This is a genomic window from Streptomyces sp. NBC_01261 (assembly GCF_036226385.1).
In the GTDB taxonomy this organism is placed as follows: domain Bacteria; phylum Actinomycetota; class Actinomycetes; order Streptomycetales; family Streptomycetaceae; genus Streptomyces.
Genome location: NZ_CP108463.1, coordinates 10,262,130 through 10,276,817, shown reverse-complemented (window position 1 = coordinate 10,276,817; position 14,688 = coordinate 10,262,130). Strand labels below are relative to the sequence as shown.

Here is a 14,688-nt window from a genome sequence, read left to right as displayed (position 1 = left end):
CCCTTCAGTGGCCGCCCGGTACCAGCCAGGGCGCCTGCGGGAGGGGGCTGCCGGTTTCGAGGACCGACTTCAGGTTGGACAGCACGGCCGGCCAGCCGCCGGACACGTCGGACAGCTCGCCCTGGTCGGCGAGGTCCTCGTGGGTGACGGTCAGGCGCACGATGTCCTCGTGGCGCCGGATGTCGTAGGTGACGCGGGAGTGAGTGTCCTCCTGCCCCTCGTTCTCCGGTGAGGTCCAGGTGGTCACGAGCCGGGTCGGGCGCTCGCTCTCCACCACCGTGCCGACGACGTCGGCGATGCCGGAACCGTCCGTGCGCACGTGTTCCCAACGGGAGCCCGGCTGCCAGTCCGAGACGTTGCTGTGGCCCCAGTATGCGGCCGTCAGGTCGGCGTCGGTGAGCGCGTCCCAGACCTTCTCGGGGGTGCTCGCGATGTAGGTGACGTAGACGAATGTCGGCTTGTCGGTCATGGCTTCCTCGGCTCGTCGCTTCAGGGTCCCGAGTGCGCGCAGGCGCGGGCGCTCGAACTTGTCGATCCAGCGCTCCTGGATCTCGTGCAGCGGGACCGGATTGAGGTAGTGCAGCTTCTCCCGCCCGCGCCGCACCGTGCTGACCAGGTTGGCGGCCTCCAGAACGGCGAGATGCTGGGTCACCGACTGACGGGTCATGTCGATGCGCCCGCACAACTCACCGAGCGTCTGCCCGTTGTCCTCGTGCAGCCGGTCCAGCAGACGTCTGCGGGTCTCGTCGGCCAGCGCCTTGAAGACCGCGTCCATCTTTGAGTCATGTTCGGATCGCACACTCAACGTTATGCAGGCAGTTACCTGCATGTCAAGGTGGGACCTTCGTCCGATGCATTCCGATCCTCTACGGCGCCTCAGCGCAGGAACGCGCCCAGCTCGCGCCGGTGCGCGGCCACCCAGTCGTGCGCGCCCCGGATTTGCTCCACGACACCGCCCGCCCGCAAGCCGGCCATGCCCCGCTCACCGCGCTCGGCACCGGCCTCGATGCCCCGCCAACACCGGTCCTGCCACCACAGGACCGTGTCGAGGAGCCGGTCGGTGCAGCCGAGTTCGTCGAGTCCGTACGCCTCGCGGATCAGCGCGATCCGGCGGGCGGCCTCGGGCACGTCGGTGATGCCCGGGCCGAGGTCCAGGTACTGCCAGCAGACGTGGGCGACGTCGTGGACGCGCTCGCCGGGAGCCGCGAGGTCCCAGTCGACGAAGGCCCGCGGGTGCCACGCGCTGTCGTAGACGGTGTTCTTGGGGGCGAGGTCGTTGTGGCAGACGACGTCCTGGTCACCGGCCTCCGGTGTGCCGTGCGTCAGGTCGTGGAAGGCGCGGACGAGCTGCGCGACGCGCACCAGGCTGTCGTCGGTGCGGGCGGCGGAGCGCTCGTCGGGGCTGACGGCCGCCCGGCCCTCGATGTACCGGAACACCTCCCGCCCCCGCTCGTCCGTGCCCAGGAAGCATGGCGCCCCCGTCCACCCCCGCCGCTCGAACAACGCGAGCAGTCCGGTGACGAAGGCCGACCGTTCCGGCGCGGTCGGAGTGCGTCGTACGGTCTCCCCGACCCGGACGACGGCGTTGATCGCGCCTCCGCCGAGCGCCGATTCCGCCAACTGGCCCGCCTCCTCGTGTCGTTCGACCGCACGAGTATCGCTTGGCACGCTGCGCGTATGGATCACGCGGAGGCACCGCTCATCGGAGGACGGGCCGGGGTCGGGAAGACGACCGTCGGCTGGGAGGTGTCGGCGCGGCTGCGGGCGGGCGGGGGGCGCCCATGCCGTGATCGACGGGGACTTCATGGGGCAGGTGCATCGGGCGCCGGACGGCGATCCGCATCGGGCGGCGATCAGTGAGGCCGACTTGACCGGCGTGTGGGGGAATTACGCGGCGCTGGGCTATCGGCGGCTCGTGTACACGAACACGGTGAGTGTGCTCGACGAGTTGGCCGGGCAGTTCCGCCGCGCGATGGGGGCTGACGTGCGGATCGTACGGGTGCTGCTGACCGCCTCTGCCGCGACCGCGACCGCGCGGCTCAACGGGCGGGAGATCTGCGGCGAGTTGGAGCGGGAGCTGGCCAACAACGCCGTAGAGCAAGGTTGTTGGACCAGCGCGCGCCCGTCGACACCGTGCGGGTGGTGACCGACGGGCGCCCTGTCGTCGAGATCGCGGAGGACGTGCCGGCCGCGACCGGGTGGGTCAACTGCCGCTAGGCGCCTGCCGGTTCCGGGTCCGGGGTCGTTTCCACGAGGTACTCCTCCGTGATCTCCTTCGGGCCGAAGGGCCACACCTTCTCGAAGCGGGACCAGATCAGGAAGGCCACGCAGCCCAGGGCCAGCCAGGCGAGGGACCACTCGATGGGGTGGCGGCCCGGGGAGTTCCGGTCCGCGTAGCCGTAGATCACGCACCAGCCGACGAAGGCGATGATGCTCGGCACGGGGTAGAGCCACATGCGGTACGGGCGGCGCAGGGTCGGCTGGCGTTTGCGCAGGACCGTGAGGGCGAGGATCTGGGCCAGCGCCTGGACGATGACCATCACCGTGGTGAGCAACTGGATCAGGGTCGCCAGGTCGGTGTGGCGGCCGATGAGGAAGCCGATCGCCGTGATCACGCCCATGGTGGCGAGTCCCAGCATCGGGAAGCGGTGCTTGGGGTGGAGCTTGGCGTAGGGGCGGAAGAAGACGCGTTCGCGGGCCGCGTCGTAGGGGACCCGGGAGCCGCCGAGGAGGCCGGTGAAGACGGAGGCGAAGGCCGTGATGAGGATCAGGACGGTGACCGTGTCGGCGGCACCCTTGCCCCAGGTCTCCTCCAGGACCGCCGAGGCCACCGAGGTGGAGGCGATGTCGTTCACGTTCGTCATCCGGTGCCAGTCGATGACGCCCAGCGTACCGATCTGCAGCATCAGGTAGATCGCCATGATGCCGACGATGGAGAAGAGGATGGAGCGCGGCAGCGTACGGCCGGGGTCCTTGATCTCGGCGCCCATGTAGGCGGTGGTGTTGTAGCCGAGGTAGTCGTAGATGCCGATGGTGAGGCCGCCGGCGAAGCCGAGCCAGAAGTGGTCACTGCCCAGGTCGAAGGCGTGCGCCGGGTAGGTGAAGGCGAGGTGCGCGCTGAAGTCGCTCGCGGCGGCCACGATGACCAGGAACACCGAGGCGATCATCACCGTCCACATCACGGCGGTGATGCGGGCGATGTTCTCGATGCCGCGCCAGAGGAGCAGGATCACCAGGGCGATGACGCCGAGGCCGATCAGGTCGCCGGACGTCTTGCCCAGGTCCGGTGCCAGATAGCCGAGATACTGCACGAAGCCGACCACGCCGGTGGACATGATCAGCGGGATGAAGAGCATCGCCGTCCACACGAACAGGAACGGCATCAGCCGGCCCGTGCGGTACTGGAAGGCCTGGCGCAGATAGACGTAACTGCCGCCGGAGCCGGGCATCGCGGCGCCCATCTCGGCCCACACGAGCCCGTCGGCCAGCGCGAGGATCGCGCCCGCGACGAAGCCGATCACCGCCTGCGGACCGCCGAACGCGGCGACCATCAGCGGGATCGTCACGAACGGACCGATGCCGCACATCTGGCTCATGTTGATGGCGGTGGCCTGGAAGAGGCCGACGCGGCGGACGAACCCGCTGTCGGGGGGCTGGCTACCGGGAGACGGACTACCGGACATGGGGACTCCTGGGGCTGGTCACGGGGAGAGGAATACGGCGAGAGGGATGCGGGGTGGTCCGGCGCGGGTGACTGGGCGATAAAGTTAAGGAGCCTTACTAGACTCGTCAAGAGGCTGTCCCGGATACCGGAGAATGATGCGATGCCCGTCAGTGACGCCGTGGAGCGACCGGACCAGCCTTGGAGCCGTCAGCGGCTGCGCAGTACCAACGCGCGCCTGCTGCTCGACCGGCTGCGCACCGCCGGTGCCGCCTCCCGCGCCCAACTCGCCCGCGAGACAGGCCTGTCGAAGCCGACGGTCTCCAGTGCGCTGGCCGCCCTGGAGGAGGCGGGACTGGTCCACGAGGTCGGCACACAGGCCCCGGAGCGCGGCCGGACCGCCGTGCTGTACGCCCCCGACCCGTCCGCCGGCTACGCGCTCGGGATCGACGTCGGGCGCAGCTGGCTGCGGGTCGCGGTCGCCAACCTGGACGGTGAGGTGGTGGCCCGGGCGGACGTGCGCAACCGGGCCCGCAGCTCCGGCGCGATGGCCGAGCTGGTGGTCGCCACCGCGCACCAGGTCGTCGCGAACTCGGAGGTCGAACCGGCCGCGGTCGTCCACGCCGTGGTGGGCACGCCCGGAATCTACGACGAGCAGCGGCGCCGGGTGCGGTACGCGATGCATCTGCCGGGCTGGGGCCGGGCCGGGCTGTTCGACCGGATGCGGGAGGAGTTGGGCGTCCCGCTGGAGGTGCACAACGACGCCAATCTCGCGGCGCTGGGCGAGTACACGTACGGCGTCGGCGCGGGCAGCCGGCTGTTCGCGTACATCCTGATCGGCACCGGTCTCGGCATGGGTGTGGTCAGCGAGGGGCGGCTGTTCACGGGGGCGCACGGCGGTGCCGGGGAGATCGGGTTCCTGCCGTGGCCGGGGCGGCAGAAGCCGGAGACGCTGGAGGACGCGGTGTCCGGGGTGGCCGTCGTGGAGGCGGCTCGCAGGTTCGGCATGAGCGGGCAGCAGCTCACCGCGAAGGCTGTGTTCGACGCGGCCCGGCAGGGAAACGCCGCCGCGATCAAGGCGGTCGAGCTGGAGGGCGAGCGGATCGCGCACACGGTGGCGGCCGCTGCCGCCGTCCTCGATCCGGACCTGGTGGTCCTCGGCGGCGGGGTCGGGCACAGCGTGGATCTGCTGCTGCGTCCGGTGCGGGAGAACCTGCGCGCGCTCACTCCGCTCCGGCCGAAGATCGTGCCCAGCGCGCTGGGCGAGGACGCGGTGCTGCTGGGTGCGGTGGCCACCGCGCTCGGCACCGCGCGGGACCTGGTGTTCGAGCGTCACTCGGCGTCCTGAGCAACTCACCCGTGGACACAGGTGTTTGACAGGCATGGTCGAGCGCCCTACCTTCTGGTGCGGTTAGTAAAGCTTCCTAACTTGACGAGGCTGGAGACCGCCGTGTTCCACCGCCCCGCCGTTCCCCCACTCCTCAGAGGCCGGCTCGCCACGGCCGCGGTCGCGCTCGGCCTGCTGGGCACCCTCACCACCAGCGCGTGGGCCGGGGCCCGGGAGACGTTCCCGCAGCACCGCGCGCAGGTCCCGGTGACCGTCGTACGGTCGACCGCCGGGACCGCCACACCGCTGTCCGGCTACGCGATCCAGTCGTCCGCGAAGGTCACCGACTCCGCCGCGGCCGTCTCCTCCCCCGGCTATCCGGCGGCCGGCTGGTACCCGGCCGGCGCGCGCTCGACCGTCCTCGCGGCCCTGATCGCCGACGGTGTCCACCCGGACCCGTTCTACTCGACCAACCAGCGGAAGATCCCGAAGGCCGACTTCCAGGTGCCGTGGTGGTACCGCAGCGACTTCACGGTCGCGGACCCCGGCAGGCGCACCTACCTCGACTTCAGCGGGGTGATCTCGGCGGCCGACGTCTACGTCAACGGCAAGCGGGTCGCCAAGGCCGCGGACGTCAACGGGGCTTACACACAGCACGAGTTGGACGTCACCTCGCTCGTGCGCTCCGGCACGAACACCGTCGCCTTCCACATCCGGCCGAACGACCCGAACAAGAACCTCACCATGGGCTGGATCGACTGGCTCCAGCCGCCGCCCGACGAGAACATGGGCATCGTCCGCGACGTCCTCGTCCGACGCGGCGGCCCGGTCGCGCTGCGCGACGCACACGTGGTGACGAAGCTGGCCGTCCCGTCGCTCGCCACCGCGGACCTGAAAGTGAAGGCGCGGGCCCGCAACGACACGGACGCGCCCGTCACCACGAAGGTCAGGGGCAACATCGGCAGTTCGACCTTCGAGAAGACGGTCTCCCTCGCCGCGCACGAGACGAGAAACATCACCTTCGGCCTCCACCTGACCTCCCCGAAGGTCTGGTGGCCCGCGGGCATGGGCGGCCAGCCGCTCTACGGCCTCGACCTCACCGCCTCCGTGGACGGCACCCCCTCCGACACCGCGCACCAGACCTTCGGCATCCGCGACGTCCGGGCCCCGCTGAACTCCGACGGGGCCCGCCAGTACCGGATCAACGGCCGCAAGTTGCTGATCAAGGGCGGCGGTTGGTCACCTGACGAGTTCCTGCGCTGGGACCGGACGTACGTCGAGGACCGCCTCAAGTACGCCCTCGATCTGGGCCTGAACACCATCCGCCTGGAAGGGCACATCGAGCCGGACGAGTTCTTCGACCTGGCCGACCGCTACGGCATCCTGACCCTGCCCGGCTGGGAGTGCTGCGACAAGTGGGAGGGCCAGGTCAACGGGGACGAGACCGGCGACAAGTGGACCGCCGCCGACTATCCGGTCGCCAAGGCGTCGATGGCCGCCGAGGCCGCCCGGCTGCGCGACCACCCGAGCGTGATCTCCTTCCTCATCGGCAGCGACTTCGCCCCGGACGCGAAGATCGAGAAGACGTACCTGGACGCCCTGAAGGCCGCCGACTGGAACACCCCGGTGGTCGCCGCCGCCTCCGACAACTCCGCGCCGGTCAGCGGCAGTTCGGGCATGAAGATGACCGGGCCCTACGACTGGATCCCGCCCGACTACTGGTACGCCAAGCGTGAGGGCGGCGCCACCGGCTTCAACAGCGAGACCAGCGCGGGCCCCGACATCCCCACCCTCGACACCCTGCGCCGCATGATGACCCCGTCCGAACTGGCCACCCTCTGGAAGGACCCGAGCGCCAAGCAGTACCACCGCTCCCCGTCCTCCACCTTCAACACCCTCAAGCTCTACGACAACGCCCTCACCGGCCGCTACGGCCCGCCGACGAGCCTGACCGACTACGTCCGCAAGGCGCAGCTGGCCCAATACGAGAACGTGCGGGCCCAGTTCGAGGCGTACGAGCGCAACGCCACGGACGCCTCGAAGCCCGCGACCGGGGTCGTCTACTGGATGTTCAACAGCGGATGGACCTCGCTCCACTGGCAGTTGATGGACCGTTACCTCGACCAGGGCGGCGCCTACTTCGGCGCGAAGAAGGCGAACGAGCCGCTGCACATCCAGTACTCGTACGACAACCGCTCGGTCGTCGTGGTGAACAACCGGAACGCGTCGGCACACCAACTCACCGCTCGCGCAACCCTGTTCGACACCGACGGTACGCGGAAGTACGACAGGAAGGTGACCGGGGTGAAGGTCTCCGGCGGCGGCGCGCACAGCACCGCGCTCACCCTGCCCCCGCCCTCGTCGGTGAGCGGGCTGTCGACGACGTACCTGGTACGGCTGACCCTGACCGACGCGTCCGGCAAGGAGGTGAGCCGGAACGTGTACTGGCTCTCCGGCAAGCCCGACACGCTCGACTGGGCGCACACCGACTGGTACTACACGCCGACGACGAGCTACGCCGACCTCAAGGGGCTCAACTCGATGGCGCGGGCGCCGGTTTCGGCGACGGCGTCGACCAAGGCGGGCGCGGGCGGCACGTCGACCACGACGGTCACGGTGCGCAACTCCGGTACGGGCAAGGGCTCGGGGAAGACGCCTTCCCTCCTCACCGACGTCCATCTCGTGGACTCGGCGGGCAAACCGGTACTGCCGGTGCGGTGGTCCGACAACGACGTGAGCCTGTGGCCCGGGGAGTCGACGACACTGACGGCGACCTACCGGACGGCGGACCTGCACGGGTCGGCGCCACGCGTGCGGGTCTCCGGCTGGAACACACCGGAACGGACGGTCCCGGCGCGGTGAAGGCGCACACCCCGTGAACCGGTGGGGCCCGGCCGCCGCCGGGCCCCACCGGTCGTCGTCAGCTGACGTTGAGCGCGGTGTCGTCGATGACGAAGGACGTCTGGAGGGTGGACCCTTCGACGCCGCTGAACTTGATGGTGGCGGTGGTGCCGGCCAGGGAGGAGACGTCGAAGGACTTCAGGACGTATCCGGAGGCCGCGTTGAGGTTGGAGTAGGTGGCCAGGGTGGTGGAGCCGGCGGTGACCGTCAGCTTGTCGTAGGCGGTGCTGGTGGTGGTCTCCGCCGTGTCGACGTGCAGATAGAAGCTGAGGGTGGCGGAGCAGCCGGACGGGATGGTCACCGACTGGGACAACGTGTCGGTGTGGGCCGATCCATATCCGTCGAGCCAGGCCTTGTAGGAGCCGGTGCGGGCCGCCTCGCTGGAGGAGGTGGTGATGACGCCGCTGCTGGCGGTCCAGGTGGTGCTGCCGGACTCGAAGCCCGGGTTGCCGAGCAGCTGGGCGGCCGTGCAGGTGCCGCCGCCTCCGCCGCCACCCCCGCCGGTGCTGCCGTCGCCGGACAGCCACGCGGTGGCGTTCAGGGCGAGAGCGGCGTTGGTGGCGCCGGTGTCGTTCCAGCCGTCGTAGAGCGTGTTGCCCGACTGGCCGGTGCCGTCGTCGATGGGTGAGCTGTCACCCCAGAAGGCGACACGGCCGCTGCCGAAGGTGCTGGTCGCGAAGAACGCGCCGGTGTTGCCGGAGTAACCGCTGCGGTACACCAGGCCCTTGACGGCGGAGTTGTCGGCGGGCTTGAGGGTGGCCGTGGTGCCGTCGGCGATCAGGCTCTTGGTGACCGTGCCGAAGGAGCCGTTCAGGACCTCGTTGGTGCTGTCGCTGATCGCGGCGGGGTAGCCGGAGCTGATGTCGAGGGTGTCGATGGAGAAGCCGAACGGGTCGGTCGAGTCGACGCTGTTGTTCGTCATCAGGTCGTTGAGGATCTCGACCGCGTCCTCGCCGTCGCTGTTGCGGTCGGCGCCGGTGTGGTCCGAGATCATGAACAGGCCGCCGCCGTTCTGGACGAACGTCATGATCGCGGTCTTCTCGGCCGTCGTGAACAGCGTGTTGGGCTCGGGCAGGACCAGCGTGTCAAAGTTCGACAGGTCGGTCGTCGACGAACCGCCGTACGTGAGCGCGCTGGTGGCGGTCTTCAGGCTGTAGTCGCCGGTCTTCTGCAGGGCGACGCCCCATGACGAGAGCGCCCCGGTCCAGTCGGTCTCGGCGGACGGGGAGGAGTCCTGGGACAGCGGGTCGGGCTTGCTGGTGGAGATGATCCAGTCCGCGTTGCCCGCCTCCTCGGCGTGGCCGTCGTCGAACAGGACGCGGTTCGTGGTGGCCGCGTGCGCGGGCGCGGCCGTGGTGGTGACCTGGAAAGCGGCCGCCGTGACGAAAAGTCCCAGGCCGGCGAGGGCGGTGGTGAGTCTGCGGCGGGATCTTCTGGATCCAAGCATCCGTCGAACCTCCGTGAGGGGATGGGGAAGGGTGCGGTGCGGGCGCCTGATCTGCGCGCGTAGAACGGTAGTTGGGGAGTTCTACACGCGTTGAACGATTGAAAGGTACATGGCATGAAGGGGTGCTGAACAGAAAGTCCCGGCAATAACAGGCAACAGAACTCGGGCGGACTGCCTTGGCCTTCAGCGGGCACATGATGAGAGCAGGACCATCGACAAAGAGGGGCGGACATGGAGATCTCGGGCATCATCAGTGCCATCATCATCGGCATCATCATTGGCGTGCTGGGACGGCTCGTCGTCCCTGGGCGCCAGCACATAGGCGTTCTGCTGACGATCGTCGTCGGCATCGTGGCCGCGCTGATCGGCGCGGCGATCGCATCTGGCCTCGGGGTCGCCGACACGAACGGCGTCGACTGGATCGAGTGGCTCATCCAGATCGGCCTGGCAGCGGTCGGTATCGCCGCGCTGGACCGGTCCAGGGCGCGCCGCTGAGCCTGAGGCGGGACTTGCGTCACGGGTGAGACCGGGCGGCGGCCGGCTTCTGCGGCCCTGCCGCCCGATCCCCCGTTTCCGCACTCCTGACCCTCCTCACAACTCACGGCGAGCCCCGTCACCACACATCACTCCGCTCGTCGATCCGGAGTCCGGCCCGTCGGGTCGGCTTCGCTGCGCCTGTTCCTCCGGTCTACCGGGAGGGGCAGGCGCAGTCGGCCGTTCGCGACCAACCTGCCCTGTCCCACCGCCCGTTCGGCCCCGGAGTGCGACTCAGCGCGCGGCACGCAGCGCGGCGAGACCGTCGCCGCTGGACGGGTACACCGGCGTCCAGCCCAGTTCCCGTTCGGCCTTCGCGCTGGACACGCGCAGGTTGCCGGTCATCACCGTGTGCGCGTACGCCATCGGCCGAACCGTCCACGGCGGTACGGCCATCGGCTTCGGCAGCCCGAACTCCCTTGCCACGCACAGGAGATGGGTGCGGAAGCCGAGCGGCGTCCGGTCGGCGATGTTGTACGCCCGACCCGGCCGCCCGTGTTCGACGGCGGCGGCCACCGCGCGGGCCGCGTCGGTGAGTTCGACCCAGGGCACGACCCGGCCGCGGTCGTCGGCGGCGGGCAGTTGACGCCTGCGCAGCATGGGGAGCAAGGCGTCGGTGGCACCGGGGCCGTAGAGGAGGCCGAAGCGGAGTGTGATGCCCTCCAAGTCCGGGGCCCCGAAAGCGAGTTGCTCCTTGGTGCGCATGCCCTCGATGTGCCTCTCCAGCTCCGGGTTGGTGCCCGGCGGGCCGAAGGGGTCGTCCTCGGTGAGGGGGCGGGTGCCGAAGTCCCCGTAGCCGTAGCCGAAGACCATCGACTCGGCGATGAAACGGCGGGCGCCGGTGGCCTGTGCGGCCTCGACGAGGTGGGCGGTGCCGTGGGTGCGCAGAGCGTCGGTGGCGCGCATGTCGCGGTGGCGCAGGGGTGTCTTGCGCAGGGCGGTCGCCGCGTGGATCACCGTGTCGAAGCGGCGTCCGTCGACCGCACGGAGCAGCGCGTCGCGGTCCGTGAGGTCGGCGCGGATGCCGTTGCCGGGTCCTCGGCCGAGGCCGGTCACCTTGTGGCCCGCGTCGGTCAGGACCCTGGTGACGTGGCCGCCGAGGACGCCGGTGGCACCGGCGAGGAGGATGCTCCGGCCGCCCTGATTGCTCGCGTTCGTCGTCATGACGGTGCGACGGATCGGGTCGGCGCCGATGTGACATCGACCCGTTGAGCTGCGGGTCTACGGCTCGTAGACGTACGGCGTGGTCGTGGTCAGCGGGGAGAAGCCGAGGCGTTCGAGGATGGGGCGGCTCTGGTCGGAGGCGTCGACCTGGAGGTAGCGGTAGCCGCGGTCGGCGGCGATGCGGGCGCGGTGGGCGATCAGGGCGCGGTAGATGCCGCGCCCCCGCCAGGCCTCCACCGTGCCGCCGCCCCACAGGCCGGCGAAGCGGGTGCCGGGGACGAGTTCCATGCGGGCCGCGCTCACCGGTTCGTCGCCGGCGAGGGCGACGACGGCGACGACTGTGTCGGGTTCGGCGGCGAGTTGGGCGAGCAGACGGGCACGCAGCCGGGCGCTGTCCGTACCGAAGGCCTTCTCGTGGACGTCCGCCACGAGGTCGATGCCGACCCGGTCGGTGGCGGGCAACAGGCGGATGCCGTCCGGCAGTTGGGCGTCGAGGGTGAGGGCGGTGACCTCGCCGATCATCAGGGTCTCCTGCGGTTCGGGCGTGAACCCGGCCGCCGCGAGCCGCTGTCCGAGATCCGTCGGCAGGTCGTGGCCGTAGAGCTTCCACTCGAAGTCGCGGCCGAGCGCGGTGAAGTACGCGATCTGCTCGGCGATGGTCGCGTCGGCGTCCGTCTCGTCGAGGTCGGACCACAGGACGCCGTTCCAGCCGCTGGCGTCGGCGACCTGGCGCACCACTCCCCCGACGCGTTCGACCCGGGACCCGGGGCCGTCGGGCCGGGCGCCTTCGCGCAGGTCGCGGTCGTGGAGGGCGAGTACAGAGGTGTGATCCATACGCTCACTTCAACACCCGCGGGCGGCTCCGGCAACGGGATTAGGCGCCCCGCGCCGGTACGTCCGCCCGTACCGCCGCCAGATAAGCGCTGAGCCGGTCGCGGTTGCGGGCCAGGCAGTCGATGCGGGCCTGGATCCGGTCGACGTGGTCGCTGAGCAGGGCGGCCGTCTCCGGGGTCAGGCAGTCGGCGGGGACGTGGATCTCGTCCGGGCCGGAGAGGTACGGCAGGATCGCGCGGATCATCTCGGTGGTGAGCCCCGAGTCCAGCAGCCCGCGGATCTGCTGGACGTCCCGGACCGCGGGCTCGCCGTAGAAGCGGTAGCCGTTCTCGGTGCGGTCGGGGTGCAGGAGGTCCTGCTCCTCGTAGTAGCGCAGGAGGCGGGTGGGGACGCCGGTGCGGCGGGAGAGCTCGCCGATCTTCATGCCTGCCTCCAGGAAGGGCGTGCTCGCGGGGCCCACTCGCGAGGTCCGCTTGCCTTCACACTGATGTGAGGGTTCGACCATGGTCCCATGACCACCGCATCCCCGGCCAAGGGCACCGCCCTGCCCTGGTCCGGGCTCCTCGCCCTGTCCACGGCCGCCTTCACCGCCGTCCTGACGGAACTCCTCCCCGCCGGTCTGCTGCCCCGGATGGCCCCGGCCCTCGGCGTCTCCGAGGCACGGGTCGGCTTCCTGGTCACCGGTTACGCGGTCGCCTCCTTCCTGGCCGCGATCCCGGTCACCGCGGCCCTGCGCGGGCTGCCGCGCCGCCCGGTCCTCGTCGGTACGCTGCTGGGCTTCGCCTGCGCCAACGCGGTGGTCGCGCTGTCGTCGTCGTACACCGTCACCTTCGGCGCCCGCCTCCTCGCCGGGGTCATGGGCGGCACGATGTGGGCGATGCTCGCCGGGTACGCGGCCCGGATGGTGCCGGTCGAGCGGCGCGGCCGGGCGATCGCGATCGTGCTGGCCGGAATCACGCTCGCCCTCTCCCTGGGCGTACCGGCCGGCACCGCGCTCGCCGGGGCGGTCGGCTGGCGCACGGCGTTCGGGATGCTGGCCGGGCTCTCGGTCCTGGTGGTGGTCTGGATACGGCTGCGGGTGCCCGGCTTCCCAGGTGAACTCCCGGGCGCACGCGTCCCGTTGAGGGGCGTCGCCGTCCTCCCGGGGATGCCGGCCGTCCTGTCCGTCACGCTGTTCCTGCTGCTGGGGCATCAGGTGATGTACACGTACGTCGCCCCGTTCGCGGCACACTCCGGCTACGGCCGTACGGACGTCGTCCTGCTGGTGTTCGGGGTCGCCACGGTCGTCGGTGTCTGGGCCACTGGAGTGCTCGTGGACCGGTGGGCGCGACCCACGCTGCTGGGCGCGACGACCCTGTTCGTGGCGGTCATGTGTGTGCTCGGCCTGTACGCCGGCTCCCCTGCCGTGCTGCTGGGTTCCGTCGCCGTGTGGGGAGTCGCCTTCGGCGGGGCACCCACGCTGATCCAGACCGCACTCGTCAACGCCTCCGGTCCCGAACACGCCGATGTGGCAACGTCGTTGCAGACCACGGTGTACAACGCGGGGATCGCCGGGGGCTCGTTCACCGGTGGGCTCGCGCTGTCGGGGATGGGCGCGGGGGCCTTGCCCTGGACGGCGTTGCCCTTGGTCGCGGGCGCGTTCGCCGTGGTCGCGCTGGGCCGCCGGCACGCGTTCCCGTCGGCACCCTTGGAGGCCGAGAGCCACGTCAACTCACCCTGTTCGTAAGGGCGATGCCTCTGACCCACCAACCAGCGCCGACGTAAGCACCCCAAAGGGGCGCGGGGCTGTGACATTTGCGGCTCCACCGCGTGGGCGCGACCGGCCCCCACCGCCCCGCGGACAACCAACGACTCCCGACCGCGCCCGACCTGCCCCCCCCTACACCTCCCCGAAGTAGTGCCCCGCCTCAAGATCCGCGATCAACCCCACCTCCACCGGCTCCCATCCCGTCTGCTTCCGCGTCAGCGTGCTCGACGCCGGGCAGTCCAGCGAGGCGACGAGGCCGAGGAAGCCAAAGTGCTCGACCGCCCGCTCGGGCGGCACGCTTCCGGTCGGGACGTCGAGACGGCGGGCGATGACCTCGGCCAACTCGCGGAGCGGCAGCGCCTCGTCGCCGACCGCGTGGTACTGCGCGCCCGCCGGGGCCGACTCCAGGGCCCACCGGTACAGCTGGGCCGCGTCGAGCCGGTGTACGGCGGGCCAGCGGGCCGCGCCCTCGCCGACGTACGCCGATACGCCCTTCTCCCGGGCGACGGAGATGAGTTGGGGGACGAAGCCCTGGTCGCCGGTGCCGTGCACGGACCGGGGCAGCCGGATCACCGACGACCGTACCCCGCGCTCCGCCAGCGTGACCGCCGTGATCTCGGAGGGCTGCCGGATCGCCGCGAACGATCCGGGTTCGACGTGGTCCTCCTCCGTCGCCACCCTCCCGTCGGCGAGTCCGGGCGTGCCCGAGGTGACCACGAACGGCTTGTCGGTGCCCGCGAGTTGCTCACCGATCGTCTCGATGGCCCGCAGGTCGGTGGCGCAGTTGGCGGCGAAGTCCGTGAAGTCGTGGATGAACGCGAGATGGCAGACCCCGTCCGCCGCCGCGGCGCCGGCGCGCAGGCTGTCGAGGTCGTCGAGCGAGCCCCGGTGCACGGCGGCACCCACGGCCGTCAACGCCTCGGCGGACGCGTCCGACCGGGCCAGTCCGGTGACCGTGTGCCCGGCGTCGAGCAGTTCACGGACCACGGCGGTGCCGATGAACCCGGTGGCGCCGGTGACGAAAACACGCATGGGGCGTTCCTTCGATGAGGTCGATGAGATGGGGGCCAGCT

The 14,688-nt window shown here is 70.5% G+C and carries 12 protein-coding genes and 1 pseudogene; 5 read left to right on the top strand and 8 right to left on the bottom strand.

Annotation, left to right across the window (positions count from 1 at the left end):
• Positions 1 to 4: 4 nt before the first annotated feature.
• A complete protein-coding gene (locus tag OG226_RS45570; protein ID WP_328685384.1) occupies positions 5 to 775 on the bottom strand; it encodes an ArsR/SmtB family transcription factor in 771 nt (256 codons plus the stop codon).
• Between the two features lie 101 nt (positions 776 to 876).
• Complete coding sequence (locus OG226_RS45565) at positions 877 to 1,668, bottom strand: phosphotransferase (RefSeq protein WP_328685383.1); 792 nt, start codon at positions 1,666 to 1,668, stop codon at positions 877 to 879.
• Positions 1,669 to 1,677: 9 nt separating this feature from the next.
• Here OG226_RS45565 and OG226_RS45560 point away from each other — a divergent pair.
• Positions 1,678 to 2,217 (top strand): annotated as a pseudogene (locus OG226_RS45560) (hypothetical protein).
• Here the strand turns inward: OG226_RS45560 and OG226_RS45555 are convergent.
• Positions 2,214 to 3,683, bottom strand: a complete 1,470-nt coding sequence (locus tag OG226_RS45555) for an APC family permease (protein ID WP_328685382.1) — start codon at positions 3,681 to 3,683, stop codon at positions 2,214 to 2,216. The pseudogene OG226_RS45560 and the gene OG226_RS45555 sit on opposite strands and share 4 nt — an antisense overlap.
• A 141-nt stretch (positions 3,684 to 3,824) precedes the next feature.
• On the opposite strand from OG226_RS45555, the gene OG226_RS45550 reads away from it, so the two are divergent.
• Positions 3,825 to 5,009 carry an ROK family transcriptional regulator gene (locus tag OG226_RS45550; protein ID WP_328685381.1) on the top strand — a complete coding sequence of 395 codons (1,185 nt, stop codon included), beginning with the start codon at positions 3,825 to 3,827 and terminating at the stop codon, positions 5,007 to 5,009.
• 102 nt (positions 5,010 to 5,111) lie between these two features.
• Positions 5,112 to 7,850, top strand: a complete 2,739-nt coding sequence (locus tag OG226_RS45545; RefSeq protein WP_329353707.1) for a glycoside hydrolase family 2 protein — start codon at positions 5,112 to 5,114, stop codon at positions 7,848 to 7,850.
• A gap of 58 nt (positions 7,851 to 7,908) precedes the next feature.
• Here OG226_RS45545 and OG226_RS45540 read toward each other — a convergent pair whose 3' ends face one another.
• The gene (locus OG226_RS45540; protein WP_329352428.1) at positions 7,909 to 9,336 is read right to left on the bottom strand and encodes a hydrolase; all 1,428 of its coding nucleotides are present in this window, start codon (positions 9,334 to 9,336) and stop codon (positions 7,909 to 7,911) included.
• Between the two features lie 231 nt (positions 9,337 to 9,567).
• Here OG226_RS45540 and OG226_RS45535 point away from each other — a divergent pair, with 231 nt between their 5' ends.
• Entirely contained in the window at positions 9,568 to 9,831 is a 264-nt protein-coding gene (locus OG226_RS45535; protein ID WP_266774869.1) for a GlsB/YeaQ/YmgE family stress response membrane protein, read from the top strand.
• A 273-nt stretch (positions 9,832 to 10,104) separates the two neighbouring features.
• Here the strand turns inward: OG226_RS45535 and OG226_RS45530 are convergent, their stop codons facing one another.
• Genes OG226_RS45530 through OG226_RS45520 form a run of 3 tightly spaced genes read right to left on the bottom strand, consistent with a single transcriptional unit; the run spans position 10,105 to position 12,292 of the window.
• Positions 10,105 to 11,034 (bottom strand): NAD-dependent epimerase/dehydratase family protein, encoded by a 930-nt coding sequence (locus OG226_RS45530; protein ID WP_329352426.1) that lies wholly within the window; start codon positions 11,032 to 11,034, stop codon positions 10,105 to 10,107.
• A gap of 57 nt (positions 11,035 to 11,091) precedes the next feature.
• Positions 11,092 to 11,868 (bottom strand): GNAT family N-acetyltransferase, encoded by a 777-nt coding sequence (locus OG226_RS45525; protein WP_329352424.1) that lies wholly within the window; start codon positions 11,866 to 11,868, stop codon positions 11,092 to 11,094.
• A 40-nt stretch (positions 11,869 to 11,908) separates the two neighbouring features.
• Positions 11,909 to 12,292, bottom strand: coding sequence for a MerR family transcriptional regulator (locus OG226_RS45520; RefSeq protein ID WP_329352423.1), 384 nt, complete (start codon positions 12,290 to 12,292; stop codon positions 11,909 to 11,911).
• An 87-nt stretch (positions 12,293 to 12,379) separates the two neighbouring features.
• On the opposite strand from OG226_RS45520, the gene OG226_RS45515 reads away from it, so the two are divergent.
• Positions 12,380 to 13,594, top strand: coding sequence for an MFS transporter (locus OG226_RS45515; protein ID WP_329352421.1), 1,215 nt, complete (start codon positions 12,380 to 12,382; stop codon positions 13,592 to 13,594).
• Positions 13,595 to 13,747: 153 nt separating this feature from the next.
• On the opposite strand, the gene OG226_RS45510 is transcribed toward OG226_RS45515, so the two are convergent.
• A complete protein-coding gene (locus OG226_RS45510) occupies positions 13,748 to 14,647 on the bottom strand; it encodes an SDR family oxidoreductase (protein WP_329352419.1) in 900 nt (299 codons plus the stop codon).
• Positions 14,648 to 14,688: the final 41 nt, after the last annotated feature.

What these genes read in the sequence shown, in the direction of transcription:
- OG226_RS45570 (WP_328685384.1), bottom strand. Translation starts at nt 775, where the DNA reads ATGGACGCGGTCTTCAAGGCGCTGGCCGACGAGACCCGCAGACGTCTG.
- OG226_RS45555 (WP_328685382.1), bottom strand. Translation starts at nt 3,683, where the DNA reads ATGTCCGGTAGTCCGTCTCCCGGTAGCCAGCCCCCCGACAGCGGGTTC.
- OG226_RS45550 (WP_328685381.1), top strand. Translation starts at nt 3,825, where the DNA reads ATGCCCGTCAGTGACGCCGTGGAGCGACCGGACCAGCCTTGGAGCCGT.
- OG226_RS45540 (WP_329352428.1), bottom strand. Translation starts at nt 9,336, where the DNA reads ATGCTTGGATCCAGAAGATCCCGCCGCAGACTCACCACCGCCCTCGCC.
- OG226_RS45535 (WP_266774869.1), top strand. Translation starts at nt 9,568, where the DNA reads ATGGAGATCTCGGGCATCATCAGTGCCATCATCATCGGCATCATCATT.
- OG226_RS45530 (WP_329352426.1), bottom strand. Translation starts at nt 11,034, where the DNA reads ATGACGACGAACGCGAGCAATCAGGGCGGCCGGAGCATCCTCCTCGCC.
- OG226_RS45525 (WP_329352424.1), bottom strand. Translation starts at nt 11,868, where the DNA reads ATGGATCACACCTCTGTACTCGCCCTCCACGACCGCGACCTGCGCGAA.
- OG226_RS45520 (WP_329352423.1), bottom strand. Translation starts at nt 12,292, where the DNA reads ATGAAGATCGGCGAGCTCTCCCGCCGCACCGGCGTCCCCACCCGCCTC.
- OG226_RS45515 (WP_329352421.1), top strand. Translation starts at nt 12,380, where the DNA reads ATGACCACCGCATCCCCGGCCAAGGGCACCGCCCTGCCCTGGTCCGGG.
- OG226_RS45510 (WP_329352419.1), bottom strand. Translation starts at nt 14,647, where the DNA reads ATGCGTGTTTTCGTCACCGGCGCCACCGGGTTCATCGGCACCGCCGTG.